At 70.3% G+C, this 14,421-nt stretch carries 13 protein-coding genes; 8 read left to right on the plus strand and 5 right to left on the minus strand.

Annotated elements, in window-relative coordinates; all coding sequences use genetic code 11:
• The first annotated feature begins 411 nt into the window (after nt 1-411).
• From pdhA to IF64_RS0102425, 3 genes are read left to right on the plus strand one after another with little or no spacing between them, the layout of a single operon-like run.
• On the plus strand, nt 412-1,626 hold the full coding sequence (gene pdhA, locus IF64_RS0102415) for a pyruvate dehydrogenase (acetyl-transferring) E1 component subunit alpha (RefSeq protein WP_030530318.1): 1,215 nt from the start codon (nt 412-414) through the stop codon (nt 1,624-1,626).
• The gene (locus IF64_RS0102420) at nt 1,626-2,654 is read left to right on the plus strand and encodes an alpha-ketoacid dehydrogenase subunit beta (protein ID WP_030530319.1); all 1,029 of its coding nucleotides are present in this window, start codon (nt 1,626-1,628) and stop codon (nt 2,652-2,654) included. The genes pdhA and IF64_RS0102420 overlap by 1 nt, the downstream gene beginning before the upstream one ends.
• 9 nt (nt 2,655-2,663) lie before the next feature.
• Complete coding sequence (locus IF64_RS0102425; protein ID WP_030530320.1) at nt 2,664-4,079, plus strand: dihydrolipoamide acetyltransferase family protein; 1,416 nt, start codon at nt 2,664-2,666, stop codon at nt 4,077-4,079.
• Nucleotides 4,080-4,147: 68 nt separating this feature from the next.
• Here IF64_RS0102425 and IF64_RS0102430 read toward each other — a convergent pair whose 3' ends face one another.
• Genes IF64_RS0102430 through IF64_RS0102450 form a run of 5 tightly spaced genes read right to left on the minus strand, consistent with a single transcriptional unit; the run spans nt 4,148 to nt 8,400 of the window.
• Complete coding sequence (locus IF64_RS0102430) at nt 4,148-4,753, minus strand: energy-coupling factor transporter transmembrane component T family protein (protein WP_030530321.1); 606 nt, start codon at nt 4,751-4,753, stop codon at nt 4,148-4,150.
• A complete protein-coding gene (locus IF64_RS0102435) occupies nt 4,750-5,418 on the minus strand; it encodes an energy-coupling factor ABC transporter ATP-binding protein (protein WP_030530322.1) in 669 nt (222 codons plus the stop codon). The genes IF64_RS0102430 and IF64_RS0102435 overlap by 4 nt, the downstream gene beginning before the upstream one ends.
• On the minus strand, nt 5,415-6,581 hold the full coding sequence (locus IF64_RS0102440; protein WP_030530323.1) for a thiolase family protein: 1,167 nt from the start codon (nt 6,579-6,581) through the stop codon (nt 5,415-5,417). Before IF64_RS0102440 ends, IF64_RS0102435 begins: the two co-directional genes overlap by 4 nt.
• The gene (locus tag IF64_RS0102445; protein ID WP_030530324.1) at nt 6,578-7,831 is read right to left on the minus strand and encodes a class I adenylate-forming enzyme family protein; all 1,254 of its coding nucleotides are present in this window, start codon (nt 7,829-7,831) and stop codon (nt 6,578-6,580) included. The genes IF64_RS0102440 and IF64_RS0102445 overlap by 4 nt, the downstream gene beginning before the upstream one ends.
• Nucleotides 7,828-8,400, minus strand: a complete 573-nt coding sequence (locus tag IF64_RS0102450) for a biotin transporter BioY (RefSeq protein WP_030530325.1) — start codon at nt 8,398-8,400, stop codon at nt 7,828-7,830. The genes IF64_RS0102445 and IF64_RS0102450 overlap by 4 nt, the downstream gene beginning before the upstream one ends.
• Nucleotides 8,401-8,650: 250 nt before the next feature.
• On the opposite strand from IF64_RS0102450, the gene IF64_RS0102455 reads away from it, so the two are divergent.
• From IF64_RS0102455 to IF64_RS0102475, 5 genes are all read left to right on the plus strand, one after another.
• Nucleotides 8,651-9,520: an ABC transporter substrate-binding protein gene (locus tag IF64_RS0102455; RefSeq protein ID WP_051757421.1), complete on the plus strand. Its 870-nt coding sequence runs from the start codon at nt 8,651-8,653 to the stop codon at nt 9,518-9,520.
• 87 nt (nt 9,521-9,607) lie between these two features.
• Nucleotides 9,608-10,417 carry an amino acid ABC transporter permease gene (locus IF64_RS0102460; protein WP_030530327.1) on the plus strand — a complete coding sequence of 270 codons (810 nt, stop codon included), beginning with the start codon at nt 9,608-9,610 and terminating at the stop codon, nt 10,415-10,417.
• Nucleotides 10,414-11,187, plus strand: a complete 774-nt coding sequence (locus IF64_RS0102465; RefSeq protein WP_030530328.1) for an amino acid ABC transporter ATP-binding protein — start codon at nt 10,414-10,416, stop codon at nt 11,185-11,187. The genes IF64_RS0102460 and IF64_RS0102465 overlap by 4 nt, the downstream gene beginning before the upstream one ends.
• 144 nt (nt 11,188-11,331) lie before the next feature.
• Complete coding sequence (locus IF64_RS0102470) at nt 11,332-13,749, plus strand: oxidoreductase (RefSeq protein WP_246134807.1); 2,418 nt, start codon at nt 11,332-11,334, stop codon at nt 13,747-13,749.
• 13 nt (nt 13,750-13,762) lie between these two features.
• Nucleotides 13,763-14,263 carry an SRPBCC family protein gene (locus tag IF64_RS0102475; protein WP_030530330.1) on the plus strand — a complete coding sequence of 167 codons (501 nt, stop codon included), beginning with the start codon at nt 13,763-13,765 and terminating at the stop codon, nt 14,261-14,263.
• The last annotated feature ends 158 nt before the right edge of the window (nt 14,264-14,421 follow it).

A 14,421-nucleotide genomic window follows, 5' to 3' on the forward strand; every position in this document is an offset into this window, starting at 1 on the left:
CAGCCGCGCGTGTCTCACCCTTCGCATCCATGCCGGCCATCCAAGCACGGCGCCGGACGCGCCACGCCGATGTGACCGGTCTCGCTCACCACCTCGCCTGACGACGGTGTGCGCCGCGGCGCTCGATCCCCGCGTCGAACGGTCCTGGCCAGCCCCGGGATGGACGACAGACTTTCGGCGGGCACACCGTCGGTGTTCCGATTATTTTCCCAGTTCAGCGCCACTGTCCGGGCAAAAATTCGGCTACGGACCCTCCGCAAACCTCCCCCGTTCGTGCCAGGATGACGACGTGAACCGTCACCGCCGACGGACACCGGCGCGGCCACACCTCAGGCGCGGCGCCGGCGGTGCCGGCGGCGAGCCGTTCCGGCTGCCACAAGCGGCCGAGCGGCACGACCTGGAGGAGAAACCATGCCGTCCCCAGAACAGTGGACGCGACCGGAACCCGGTGCCGGACCAGCCGCGACAGCGGCACAGCCGTCTCCGGAACAGGTGATCGCGGGTTTGCGAGCGACGACCGAAGGGGGCACCGAGCTGACCCAGCTGCTCACGCCGGAAGGTGAGCGGCTTTCCGACAGCCGGTTCGACCCCTACATCTCCGACATCGACGCCGAGGCACTGCGCGGGCTCTACCGCGACATGGTGCTCGTGCGCAGGGCCGATCGGGAGTCCAACGCCATGCAGCGGCAGGGCCAGTTGGGCATCTGGGTGCCGTTGCTGGGCCAGGAGGCCGCGCAGATCGGCTCCGGGCGCGCGTTGCGTCCCTCCGACATGGCCTTCCCCAGCTACCGCGAACACGGCGTCGCGTACACGCGCGGGGTCGACTTCCGGGAACTGCTCGGCATCTTCCGCTGCACGGACCACTCCGGATGGGACCCCGTGTCGTACGGATTCCACCCGTACACGATCGTCATCGGCAACCAGGTGCTCAACGCCGCCGGGTACGCGATGGGCCAGAAGTTCGACGGCAAGGTCGGCAACGCCGACGACGCCGACAACGAGGCCACCATCGTCTACTTCGGCGACGGCGCCACCAGCCAGGGCGACGTGCACGAGGGCTTCGTGTGGGGCGCGGTGTACGACGCGCCGATCGTCTACTTCTGCCAGAACAACCAGTGGGCGATCTCCGAGCCGACCGAGCGGCAGTCCCGGCTTCCGCTGTACCAGCGTGCCCGCGGCTACGGATTCCCCGGGATCCGCGTGGACGGCAACGACGTGCTGGCCTGCCTGGCGGTGACCAGGTGGGCGCTCGACGAGTGCCGCCACGGCAACGGTCCCGTGCTGATCGAGGCGTTCACCTACCGCATGGACGCCCACACCACGACCGACGACCCGACGCGCTACCGGCTCTCGGACGAGCTCGAGGCGTGGAAGCTGAAGGACCCGATCGAGCGCGTGCGCGCGCACCTCGCGCGGGCTGGCGTGGCCGACCAGGCGTTCTTCGACTCCGTGGAGGCCGAGGCCGACGAGTTCGCCGCACAGCTGCGCGACTTCTGCTTCACCATGCCCGATCCGCCGCCCGAGCGGATCTTCAGCGAGGTGTACGCCGACACTCCGGCCACATTGGACGCCCAGCGCGAGGAGTACCTGAGCTACCTCGCCGGTTTCGCGGGAGGTGAGCACTGATGGCGGCACCGGTGCAGTCCCCTGTGGACACCGAGAAGGCGAACGTGGCCAACCTGACCATCGGCAAGGCGCTCAACCAGGGCCTGCGTGCGGCGATGGAGGCCGACCCCAAGGTCATCGTGATGGGCGAGGACGTCGGCAAGCTCGGCGGCGTCTTCCGGGTCACCGACGGCCTGCAGAAGGACTTCGGCGAACACCGCGTGCTCGACACGCCGCTGGCCGAGTCCGGCATCGTCGGCACGGCGGTCGGCCTCGCGGTGCGCGGATTCCGTCCCGTGTGCGAGATCCAGTTCGAGGGCTTCATCTTCCCCGCCTTCGACCAGATCTCCAGTCAACTCGCCAAGCTGCGGTACCGCTCACAGGGCAAGCTCAAGGCGCCCGTCGTGATTCGGGTTCCGTTCGGTGGCGGGATCGGTGCGGTCGAGCACCACTCGGAATCGCCGGAGTCGCTGTTCTCGCACATTCCCGGACTGAAGGTCGTCGCCTGTTCCAACCCCGTCGACGCCTACTGGATGCTGCAGCAGGCCATCGCCTCCGACGACCCGGTGCTGTTCTTCGAACCGAAGAAGCTGTACCACTCGAGCGCGTTGAAGGCGCCGGTCGACACGACGGCGACGCCCGAACCGCTGCACGCCTCGCGCGTGGTGCGCCACGGGGACACCGCGACGGTCGCGGCCTACGGGCCGTCGGTGAAGGTCGCGCTCGACGCGGCCACGGCCGCGCAGGAGGAGGGCCGCTCGCTCGAGGTGGTCGACCTGCGCACGCTGTCGCCGCTCGACCTGGATCCGGTGTTCGAATCGGTGCGCCGCACGGGCAGGCTCGTGGTGGTCAGCGAGGCCTCGTCCGAGGTGTCGCTCGCTTCGGAGGTTGCCGCCCGGGTGCAGCAGGAGTGCTTCTACTCCCTCGAAGCGCCGGTGCAGCGGGTGACCGGATTCGACACTCCGTATCCGCCGGCCAAGCTCGAGGAGCACTTCCTGCCCGACCTCGACCGAGTGCTGTACGCCGTCGACCGCGCGCTGGAATGGTGAGGAGGATTCATGCCTGAGTACAAGCAGTTTCCCCTCGCCGACACCGCGGAGGGGCTGACCGAGGCCGAGATCCTCGGCTGGAAGGTGCAGCCGGGCGACGAGGTGAAGGTCAACCAGATCGTCGTCGAGGTCGAGACGGCGAAGGCGGCCGTCGAACTGCCCATCCCGTGGGCGGGCGTGGTCACCGAGTTGCTCGTCGAGCCCGGCCAGACGGTGGAGGTCGGCACACCGATCCTCACTGTCGACGTCGACCCGGCCGGTACCGGAGGCGCACCGACGGCCGACGCGGGAGCTCCCGCGGCCAACGGCGCCGTGCCGAACGGCGCCGGGGGCGAGGCGGCCGCGTCGTCCGCGGCGGAGTCCGACGAGATGAAGCCGCTCGTCGGATACGGCTCGAAGGCGACGAGCACGAAACGCAGGCCCCGCAAGGCATCCGCGGGTTCGGCAGGGTCGAACGGTGCCACCTCCGGTGGCGCGCCGGCCCAGCCGCAGGGCGTCGCGCCCGAACCGGCACAGCCTGCCCAGCCGGTTCCGGACGTGCCTGCCCAGCGCGGTGGGTACGTGCCGTTGGCCAAACCGCCGGTCCGCAAGCTCGCCAAGGACCTCGGCGTCGATCTGCGCTCGCTGGCCGGGTCCGGGGATGGCGGAGTGATCACCCGCGAGGACGTCCGGCGTGCGGTCGAGGAGCCCCCGCAGCCCGCCACCGCGGCTCCGGTCGAAGCGGGAACCAGGGAACGGCGCGTGCCGATCAAGGGCGTGCGCAAGGCGACCGCGCAGGCGATGGTCGAGAGTGCCTTCACCGCGCCGCACGTGACGGAGTTCCTCACGGTCGACGTCACACCGATGATGCAGCTGCGGCAGAAGCTCAAGTCGCATCCCGAGTTCGCGGGCGTCAAGCTGACGCCGTTGGCGTTCGCGGCGAAGGCGGTCTGCCTGGCAGCCAAGCGCACCCCCGAGGTCAACTCGCTGTGGGACGGCGAGGCGGGCGAGATCGTGTTCAAGGACTACGTGCACCTCGGGATCGCGGCCGCGACGCCGCGGGGCCTGGTGGTGCCGAAGATCCGCGACGCGGACGCGATGTCGCTACCCGAACTCGCCCGGAGCATCGAGGAGCTGACGGCCACGGCCCGCGAGGGCAAGACGACGCCTGCGGACATGCTGAACGGGACGTTCACGATCACCAACGTGGGCGTGTTCGGGGTCGACACCGGAACGCCGATCATCAACCCCGGTGAGTCCGCGATCCTCGCCGTCGGCGCGATCCGCGACATGCCGTGGGTCGTCGACGGCGAACTCGCGGTGCGCAAGGTGATGCAGCTGTCGTTGTCGTTCGACCATCGCGTCATCGACGGCCAGCAGGGTTCGGAGTTCCTCGCCGACGTCGGCGCCCTGCTGTCCGACCCCGCAATGGCGATCACCTTCTAACCGATCGAGAAGCTCCCAAGGGCCCCATAGTTGCGTTCAACGCGACCATGGGGCCCTCGGGGGCACCTTCAGGGGTCGCCGGCGCCTCGGGCGGCGAGGGCTTCGCCGAGTTGGTCGGCGTGGCGGAGGGTGCGGACGAGGAACGGCACGACGAACGCCGTCGGGCTTCGGTCGGCGCCCCGCGCCTTCGCCGCCGCGCGCACCTCTCCCGCGATGCCCGACAGCGTCGCGATCGCCTGCACCGTCAGACCCACCAGCAGGCCGATCGTCTCCGGTCGCACCCCGAACCGCCGCAGCGGCCGCGCAACACGTTCCACAGTGGAGACAACATCGTCCACTCTCGTCGTCAACGTGAACAGGCTCGCCGCAGCCAACGCCGTCACGAGCCGCAGGCAGACCACGGCCGCGGCCGACGCGCCGAGCAGCCACCATTGCACACCGAACACGACCACCGACACGATCACGAGCGTCCGCACGAGCGGCAGCCATCGCCGCGCAGGCACCCGCGCGACGACGTAGCCGGCGAGCACGACCGCCAGCAGTCCACCCAGCCACCACGGCGACCCGAGCAGCACCACGGCCGTCGCCAGCGCCACCACCGCGAGCAGTTTCGCCCCGGCGGGCGCGCGGTGCAGCACGCTTCCGCCCGGTTCGTACAGCCCGAGCGGCGTCATCCCACCAGCTCCCGGTAGTACCGCAGAGCGGGCCGCGGCTCGTCGTCGGCGACCACGCGGCCGGCGTCGAACACGAGCACCCGGTCGAAGTCGTCGAGCAGGTCGAGGTCGTGCGTCACGAGCACGATCTGCTGCCGCAGTCCGGTGAGCAACTCGGTGAACCGGCGCTTGTTCCGCAGGTCGAGCAACGTCGTCGGCTCGTCGCACACCAGCACGTCGGGGTCGAGCACCAACATCGAGCACAGCGCGAGCAGTTGCTTTTGCCCACCCGACAGCTGGTGCGCAGGATGCTCCGGGTCGAGGCCGTACTCGCCGAGCACCTCAGCCGCGCGCGCGGCGCGGTCCTTCTTGGACAGACCGCTGCCGCGGAGGGAGAACGCCACGTCCTCGCCCGCGGTCGGCATCACGATCTGCGAGTCCGGATTGGTGAACACGAAACCGACCTGCTTGCGCACCTTGCGCCCTTCCGACGCGGTGTCGAGGCCGTTCACCCGAACCCGGCCCCGGGACGGCACGACGAGCCCGTTGATCATCCGCGCGACCGTGGACTTGCCCGATCCGTTGGCGCCGACGAACGCGACCCGCCGTTGCTCCAGCCTCAGGTCCACGTCGGACACCACGGGCGTGGTGTCGTAGGTGTGTCCCACGTTCTCGAACTCGATCACCGCACGACCGTCCACATCGTCGCCACTCCGATTCCGCCTCCCGAGGACAACGCGGCCAGCCCGGTGTTGCCACGGCCCTGGGCCACCAACCGCGCGAACAATCGCACCACGAGCACCGCACCCGACGCGCCCCACGGGTGCCCCAGTGCGATGGCGCCACCGTCCGGGCTCACGACACTCTCCTCGATACCCCCTGCATCGATACCCCCTGCGTCGGTACTCACGGCATCGGTATTCACGGCGTCGAGGCACGCCAGTACCTGTCCCGCGAACGCCTCGGTGAACTCGACCGCATCGAGCCGCACGCCGCCGACGTCGCTCAGTACCGCCCTCATCGCGGGCACGGCGCCGAGGCCGAGGCGTGCCGGTGCGCATCCCCGCGTGGCCGACGCCGTCAGCCGCAGTCCTGGCACACCGAGTCGCGCGCGCACGCGTTCGCTCACGACGACGACCGCCGCCGCACCGTCGTTGACACCGCACGAGTTGGCCGCCGTCACCGTTCCGTCCGCGGTGAACGCGGGCCGGAAGCGGGCCAGCCGTTCGGCCGTGAACCCCGGCCGGGGCCGCTCGTCGGCGGACAGTCCGGCCAGCGGCACGAGCTCGTCGTCGAACCGGCCCTCCCGCTGGGCCGCGACTGCCCTGGCGTGGCTGCGGGCGGCGAAGGCGTCCTGCCGCTCGCGGCTGATCCCCGCCTCCGCGGCCACGACGTCGGCGGCCGGGCCCATGTCCGGATCGCCGAACTCGGCCGGTGCGAACGGTGCACGCGGGTACGGCGTGGGCGGGTCGGTGGGCCACGCGCGGTGCGGGGCCGTCGAGGCGCTCTCCACTCCGCCCGCCAGCACCACCTCGGCCTCACCTGCGCGGATCTGGGCGGCCGCCTGGGTGATCGCAGCCAGCCCGCTGGCGCACTGCCGATCGACCGTCACACCGGGAACGTCGACCCCGAGTCCGGCGCGCAACGCCGCGACGCGTGCGGGATTGCCGCCGGGGCCGAAGACGTTGCCGAGCACGACGTCGTCGACGCGGTCCAGTCCGGTGTCGTCGAGTGCCGCGCGCAGTACGGGCGCGGCGAGCTCGTCCACGGTGTACGCGCGGAGCCCGCCGCCGCTCGTGCCGATCGGCGTGCGCCTCGCCGCGATCACCACGGGGTCGGTGGCGTTCACGGCGTCGGCTCCCCGCCGAGCGGCACGGCGTCCAGCGTTCCGTCGCGGAGCCGGTCGGCCACGGCCGCGCGGGCCGGTTTACCGGAGGCCGTCCGCGGGAGCTGCGTGGTCCACAGCCAGCGCCGCGGGCGGAGTTCGGGTCGCAGCGCCGCACGCACCGCCGCGCGGAGTTCGGCCGGCGACGGCGCCCGCCGCGCCTGCACCACCGCCGTGACGAGCTGGCCGAGACGCGGGTGTGGGGTCCCGGTGACCAGCACATCGTCCACGCCCGCGACGGTACGCAGCACCGATTCGACGTGTTCGGCAGGCACCTGCGTGCCTGCACTGTGCACGATCGTCTCGCCGCGTCCGCCGACGATCAGACCGCCGGACGCGGTCCGCCGCACGCGATCGCCGTTGCTGAGCCACTCGCCCGCGGGTTCGACAGCCCCCTCGTGCAGGTAGCCGTCGAACGCCAGCGGCGAGCGCACCCACAGCACGCCGTCGCGGATGTCGAGGTCCACCTCGGGCAGTGGGCGTAGTTCCGCGTCGGCGTGGCGGCGGATCGCGATGAGCGAGTGCTCGGCCGACCCGTAGTACTCGATCAACCGCGTCTCGGGCAGCGCCTCGGCGAACCGGCTGCGCAACGCCTCGCCGAGGTGCGCGCCGCCGCAGACGACCGTGCGCAGCGCCGACGGTCCCGGTCGCTGTTCGGCGTCGGCGACCAGGTCGGCCAGCATCGCGGGCACGACGTGCACGGCACCCGCTTCGCGCGCCTCCGCGGGACGCCAGCGGTCCCGCAGCCACGGCGTGGCTCCGCACCACAGCGCGTGCAGTGCACCGAACAGGAACAGCGACGAGCTCAGCGGTCCGCCGACGAGCACCGGACCGTCGATCCGGCCGAGCGCCTCGAAGCTGCGTGTCCACGACGAGCGGGTCCGGACGCCGACCTTGGGGGTGCCGGTGCTGCCGGAGGTGGTCGGCAGGTAGAAGCGGGTGTCGCCCACGTGCGGGGGCACGGGCGGTGCGGGCTCGGGGCTGCCGGTGACGGTCACGGAGGGCCGGGCGGCGTCGAACACGGCAGCACGGTCGGCTGCGGTCCACGTCGGCTCGACGACCAGCGCCGCAGCACCGAGCAGGTCGGCGCCCAGCAGCCACGGCAGCACGTTCGGCGAGTCGATCGCGACGTGGTCGCCCGCCGAGACGCCGCGGGCGGCGAGGGTCCGTGCGGCGCCGTGCGCCTCCGGGGGAAGGTGGCCGACGACCGTCACTCGCGCTGCGCGGTCCTGAGCAGGGTGCCGGGCAACGCGCGGTGCACGACGGCCGCGATCACCGTCGTCGCCGCGACCTTGCCGAGGTCACCGGGCACGAACACCAGCGACTGCACCGCCGCGGCACCCAGGTCGCCGATGTAGGCGCCGAGGAACGGGATGCCGATCGCGTAGCTGCCGAGCAGGCCGCCGAGCGTGGCCAGGCCGAGCACGGGCAGCGTCGGCTTCGACGCGCGCGACACGATGAGGCCTGCGATCAGCGCCGAGGCGATCCAGCCGAACAGGAACCCGCCGCTCGGGCCGACGAACGGTGCCAGCCCGCCGCGTCCGCCGGACAACAGCGGCAGTCCGATGGCGGTGAGCCCGAGCAGCAGCACCACCGACGCCGTGGCCCTGCGGGCACCGAGCAGCACGCCGGCCAGCAGCGGACCCGCGTTCTGGATCACCACGGGAACTCCGGACGCGCCGAAGTAGATGCCGGGGAAGATCCCCAGCACGGCGATGAACGCGGCGAACACGACGATCCGGGCCAGGTCGGAGGCCGGCAGCGAGACGCGAGGTGCGGGCATAGACGCAAGGTAACCCGGGTAGTCGGCGATGCGGATAGACATGCGTCACGTCCCCGCCGTACGCGGCGGTGGGGACGGGACCCGGGCCCGGTTGCGGAACACGGCGGGTGAACGACCGTGGGCGGCGCGTCGATGACCGCGGCGTGATCAGCAATGAAACCGCTATGTAACGACCCTGATAGTGCCAACTCCCTACTTGGAGTGGCAGGATGCCTTGACCGACCGGTACTCATTACTAGGAGTGAAGATCGTGGCGCGTCGAACCCCCCAGCGTCGTTACAAGCTCCGCGCGTTCACCCTGCTGCCCGCGTTGGCGCTCGCCGCAACCGCGGCCGGCTGCGCGGAAGAGGTCAAGACGGCGGGTAACACGCAAGCCGGTGACAAGGTCGAGTTGATGAACGAAGGCCAGCTCACCGTCTGCACCCACCTGCCCTACGAGCCCTTCCAGTTCAAGCAGGGCGGCAAGATCGTCGGCTTCGACGTCGACCTCATCGACCTCGTCGCCAAGGACCTGGGCGTCAAGCAGCAGCTGGTCGACACGAGCTTCGAGGGCATCGAGACCGGTCAGGCCTTCGAGACCGGCAAGTGCGACCTCGCTGCCGCGGCGATCACGATCACCCCCGAGCGCGACCGTGTCATGGACTTCTCGAAGGGCTACTTCGACGCCGACCAGGCGCTGCTCGTCCCCTCCGACTCCAAGGTCGGGAGCCTCGACGACCTCGACGGCAAGGTGCTCGGCGTCCAGCAGGGCACCACCGGCGAGGAGTACGCGACCAAGCACGCCGAGGAGCACGGCTACGAGACGCGCCAGTACGAGGACCTCGAACTGCTCCAGCAGGGTGTGCAGAACGGCGCCGTGCAGGCGGGCATCAACGACAACTCCGTGCTGATGTACGCCACCAAGTCGAAGAAGGACCTGCAGGTCAGCGCCGAGTTCGACACCGGTGAGCAGTACGGGTTCGCGGTCGCCGACGGCAACGGCGCGCTCAAGGCGAAGATCGACGAGGTCATCGACGCCTCCAAGCAGGACGGCTCGTACGACGAGATCTACAAGAAGTGGTTCGGTGAGGCCCCGTCCGACAGTGGCGGCGGCGAGGGTGCTGACGACAGCAGCCGGTAACCACCACCGCTACAGTTCCGCCGTGAGGGAGCCGGTCTCGCCCGAGGCCGGCTCCTCGCTGGTGAGCAACGTTTGAGGAGTCGGTCCATGCCGATGTCGCCGCGCAAGCGGGCGCAGGCCTTCCGCGGAGCGCAGTACGGGATCCTCGTACTGGCCCTGGCCGCAGTGGCGTTCTTCGCCAACTGGGAGAAACTGGGTGACGCGTTCTTCAACCTGGACGCGATGAGCACCCAGTTCCCGGGGATCATCACCACGGCGCTGGTCAACACGATCATCTACACGGCGCTCGGATTCGCGCTCGGTCTGGCGATCGGGCTCGTGCTGGCGTTGATGAAGCTGTCGTCGGTCGGCCCGTACCGGTGGATCGCCACCGTCTACATCGAGTTCTTCCGCGGCGTGCCCGCTCTGCTCGTGTTCATCGCACTCGGGTTCGGCGTGCCGCTGGCGTTCCAGCTGCAGTTCGACACGTACTCCACGGCCGCCATCGCGCTCGGTCTCGTGGGGTCGGCCTACATCGCCGAGACGCTGCGTGCCGGCATCCAGGCGGTGCCGAAGGGGCAGGTCGAGGCGGCGCGTTCGCTGGGTATGTCCCAGTCGCGGGCCACGTTCACGGTGGTCATCCCGCAGGCGTTCCGCATCATCCTGCCGCCGCTGACCAACGAGCTGATCCTGCTGACGAAGGACTCATCGCTGATCTACCTGCTCGGTCTGCTCGGTTCGGAGTACGAGCTCGCCAAGTTCGGCCGCGAGGGCATGAACGCGACGAACTCGATGTCGCCGATCCTGCTCGCCGGCCTGTGCTACCTGATCATCACGGTGCCGCTCGGCTACCTGTCGCGGTACCTGGAACGTCGCGCCGGACGGCAGCGTGACGAAGGACTGGAGGTGACGGCATGAGCGCCGGCACGGATGACGCGATCGTCGAGATCTCCGGACTGCACAAGGCGTTCGGCAAGCTCGAGGTGCTCAAGGGCATCGACGTGCGGGTTCGCCGCGGCGAGGTCGTGTGCATCATCGGGCCCTCCGGTTCGGGCAAGTCCACGCTGCTGCGTTGTGTGAACCTGCTCGAGGAGCCCAACTCGGGCACCGTCCTGGTGAACGGCTACGAGCTGACCGACCCGGACGTCGACATCGACCGCGCCCGTCGTTCGATCGGCATGGTGTTCCAGGGCTTCAACCTCTTCGGGCACCTGTCGGTGCTGGACAACCTGACGGTCGCCCAGCGTAAGGTCCTCGGCCGCGACGCGGCCGAGTCGGAGCGGATCGCGCGCGAGAACCTGGAGAAGGTGGGCCTGGCCGAGAAGGCGAAGTCGATGCCCGACCAGCTCTCGGGTGGTCAGCAGCAGCGGGTGGCGATCGCCAGGGCGCTGTCGATGCAGCCCGCGGTGATGCTGTTCGACGAACCGACGTCGGCGCTCGACCCCGAGCTGGTCGGTGACGTGCTCGGCGTCATGCGGCAGCTGGCCGACGAGGGCATGACGATGCTCGTCGTGACCCACGAGATGCAGTTCGCGCGCGAGGTGGCCGACACGGTGCTGTTCATGGACGGCGGTGTGGTGGTCGAGGCCGGGCCGCCGTCGAAGGTGATCGGCGAGCCGTCCGAGGAGCGCACCAAGACGTTCCTGAGCCGCGTCCTCAACCCCGTGCACGCCACCGAGACCGGCTGACCTCTCTCGCGCAGCACCCACAAGATCACTTGAACAGGTGATCTCGCGGCCTCGTGCGCGGTAGGTTGTCGCTCTGCGCTGTCGCTTCGGCACCCGCCGTGCGCCGGCGCGTCGCGTGACCGGGTGCAGAGAGGGGCGCAACGCATGGTCGTCTCGCCGGACGATGTGGACGGGCCGCGTTACGACCCGTTCGACCCCGACTCGCACCCGACCCAGATCGTCGACGCGGCCGAGCTGCTGCGCCCGTTCGTCGAACCGGCTCCCGGAGCGCTGCGGCGTTGGCGCAAGCAGTCCACGAACGCGCCGATCGTGCAGGTCGAGAACGCCTACATCACCGGCAAACTCGATCTTCGCGGTGCCGACCTGCGCTACCTGTTCCGGTTCGAACGGTGCCGCTTCGAGCAGGTGCCCGACGTCCGTGAGGCCAACCTGCTCGGGTTGGTGTTCCAGCGCTGCCGGCTCCCCGGGCTGCATGCCAGGAACCTGCGCACGAGCAACGACCTGCGGCTGATCAAGTGCTATGTCGAGGTCGCCCCCGGCACGTCGGACGGCGAGACGACGATGCGCAGGGTCGACGAACTCGACCGCGGCATGCCCGACGCGGCGGTCAACCTGACCGACGCGGTCGTCGAGGGGTCGGTGGTGCTCACCGGAAGCCACGTGCACCATCCCCGTGGCAAGGCGATCCACGCCGACCGGCTCCTGGTCACCGGTGCGCTGCTGGCCTACCGGCTTCGCGTCGAGGGCGAGGTCCGCGTACCCGGCATGCACACCGGCGGCAACGTCAACTTCTCCGGTGCCCAGCTGCGCAACCCCGGCGGCTTCGTCATCGACGGCAACGGCGCGCGGATCGGCGGCAGCCTGCTGTGCGAGGTCGACCGGCCGGGCGGGGACACCGCGCCGCGGTCGTTCTCCTCCACCGGGCTGCTGTACCTGCCGAGTGCGCACGTCGCGGGCGACATCAACTTCCGCGGCGCCCGCCTGCGGATGAAGCAGGGCGGAGAACTCCTCGTCGACGCGTGGAAGACCGGCGACTGGTACGTCGATCCGTGGCCCGCCCTCATCGCCGACCGCCTGCAGGTGGACGGCAACGTCGAGCTGTCGGACGGGCTCGACGTCACCGGCACGATCCGGATGGTCAACTCGCGTATCGGCGGTTCGCTGCGCGTGGCCGACGCGCACATCCGCGTGCTGCCGAGCAAGGAGCATCCGTTCCGCGACCGTGCCGTCCACCTCGACGGCAGCGAGATCAGCGGTGACCTGGACGGCAAACGCATGCGTGCCCGCGGTCAGATGCGGCTGGCCGATGTGGCCATCCGCGGCAACGTGCACCTCACCGACAGCACGTTCGTCCACCCCGGCAGGGATGTGCTGTCGCTGCGGCGCAGCACCGTTTCGGGAAACATGCAGCTCCGGCGGTGCTCGGCCAAGGGCACGGTGCGGCTCATGGGCATGACGGTCGGCGGCAGCATCGACCTGCGCGCCAGCGACGTGCGCGATCCGGAGGTGACGGAGTTCGGCCACTGGGCCGTCGACCTGCGGTCGGTGAAGGTGGCCCGCAGCGTGCTGCTCACGGCCGAGAACCGCAGGCCGTGCACGGTCCACGGCGGGGTGACCACGGACGGCGCCGCCATCGCCCGGCAGTTCGACATCACCGGTGCCGAACTCCACGGCTCGCCCACCTCGGGCGGGGACGGTGGGCCGGAGTCCTCGGGCGAGGCGTCGGCGCCCGAGGACTCCGACTCCGGCGAATCGCGGGTCGGCGCTGGTCACGCGGGCGACTTCGTCGCGCTCGACGCGGGTGACACGAGCGCCGACGAGTTCCTCCTGCGACCGGGCTGCCCACCCCGCGGCAAGGTGGTGCTGCTGCGCTCCCAGTGCGGAACGCTCGACGACTCGGAGCAGCTGTGGCTGGCCGAGGGCGGGCTCGAACTGGAGGACTTCCGCTACGGCGGACTGGCCGAGCCGATCGCCATCGACGACAACCGCACGGTGCGGCGCAGGCTCGCGCTGTTGCACGACGCCATCGGCGGCTACCGGCCCGGTCCGTACGACCAGTTCGCCTCGATGCTCCGCGCGTGCGGCAACGAGGAGCACGCCGACTGGGTGCTGGCGAAGAAGCAGCAGTACCGGTACGAGTCGCTCGCGCACGGCAGGCCTGTCGTGGGGCTCGGGGTGCGGCTGTGGAGCCTGCTGCAACGGTGGATGGTCGGCTACGGCTACCGCCCCGTGCGCGCCGTCGCGTTGCTGCTGTTGCTGTTGATCGCAGGCAGCTTCTGGTTCGGCCTGCGGGACGACGACTGTGTGCACGATCCGGACCTGGTCGTCATCGAGGGCAGCCGGTGCGTGGTGAACCAGGACGACACGGGCCTGGACTGGAACCCGGTGCTGTACACGGTCGACCTGCTGGTGCCGATCGTCGACTTCGGCAACAAGGGCCGCTGGTACATGGCCGACGAGGACAAGTGGGTCGCGACCGCGTTCACCGCGACCGGATGGGTGCTGGCCACGACCGTCGCCGCGGGCATGACGAGAACGTTGCGGCGCACGAACTCAGGTTGAGACGATCTCGCGCATGTCCACCGACGCGAACCCGGACGCGCAGGCCTCGATCCACGTCGACGCCGCTCCGGAACAGGTCTACGCCCTGGTCAGCGACCCGGGTGTGCTGGCGGAGCTCGCCGGCGAGTACGAGGGGCACCGCTGGTTGGGCGGAGCCACCGAGGCCGCCGTCGGCGCCCGGTTCCGCGGCAGGAACCGCAACGGTTTCCGCAGGTGGAGCACCACGTCGACGATCACGGACGCGGCCAAGGGTGAGCGGTTCGCCTTCGAGGTGTCGGTGGGGCCGTTGCGGATCTCGCGCTGGCAGTACGACATCGAGCCGGACGGTGACATCGAGCAGGACGGTGCCGGCTGCCGGGTGGTCGAGCGCACGTGGGACCGGCGGCCGGGCTGGGCGCGCGTCGTCACCGGCACGCTGATCGGCATCTCCGACCGGCGGGGACTGAACCAGCGCAACATGGAGAAGACACTCGCGGCGCTCAAACGGCGTGCGGAGGCGGTGGCCACGTCGTGACCCCGGCGGGCGTCCACCCGCTACGGGACCCGGTCACGGATCGTGTCCGCGCGCACGTCAGCGACCTCCCGAACGGCGGGCGCTCGAACGGAGCAACACTGACCCGTCCGTCGCCCAGCGTCGCGGCAGGAGAACACCGTCAGGTGACCAGCGCAACC

The organism is Prauserella rugosa, from assembly GCF_000719975.1.
Lineage (GTDB): Bacteria > Actinomycetota > Actinomycetes > Mycobacteriales > Pseudonocardiaceae > Prauserella > Prauserella rugosa.

What these genes read in the sequence shown, in the direction of transcription:
- pdhA (WP_030530318.1), top strand. Translation starts at nt 412, where the DNA reads ATGCCGTCCCCAGAACAGTGGACGCGACCGGAACCCGGTGCCGGACCA.
- IF64_RS0102420 (WP_030530319.1), top strand. Translation starts at nt 1,626, where the DNA reads ATGGCGGCACCGGTGCAGTCCCCTGTGGACACCGAGAAGGCGAACGTG.
- IF64_RS0102425 (WP_030530320.1), top strand. Translation starts at nt 2,664, where the DNA reads ATGCCTGAGTACAAGCAGTTTCCCCTCGCCGACACCGCGGAGGGGCTG.
- IF64_RS0102430 (WP_030530321.1), bottom strand. Translation starts at nt 4,753, where the DNA reads ATGACGCCGCTCGGGCTGTACGAACCGGGCGGAAGCGTGCTGCACCGC.
- IF64_RS0102450 (WP_030530325.1), bottom strand. Translation starts at nt 8,400, where the DNA reads ATGCCCGCACCTCGCGTCTCGCTGCCGGCCTCCGACCTGGCCCGGATC.
- IF64_RS0102460 (WP_030530327.1), top strand. Translation starts at nt 9,608, where the DNA reads ATGCCGATGTCGCCGCGCAAGCGGGCGCAGGCCTTCCGCGGAGCGCAG.
- IF64_RS0102465 (WP_030530328.1), top strand. Translation starts at nt 10,414, where the DNA reads ATGAGCGCCGGCACGGATGACGCGATCGTCGAGATCTCCGGACTGCAC.
- IF64_RS0102470 (WP_246134807.1), top strand. Translation starts at nt 11,332, where the DNA reads ATGGTCGTCTCGCCGGACGATGTGGACGGGCCGCGTTACGACCCGTTC.
- IF64_RS0102475 (WP_030530330.1), top strand. Translation starts at nt 13,763, where the DNA reads ATGTCCACCGACGCGAACCCGGACGCGCAGGCCTCGATCCACGTCGAC.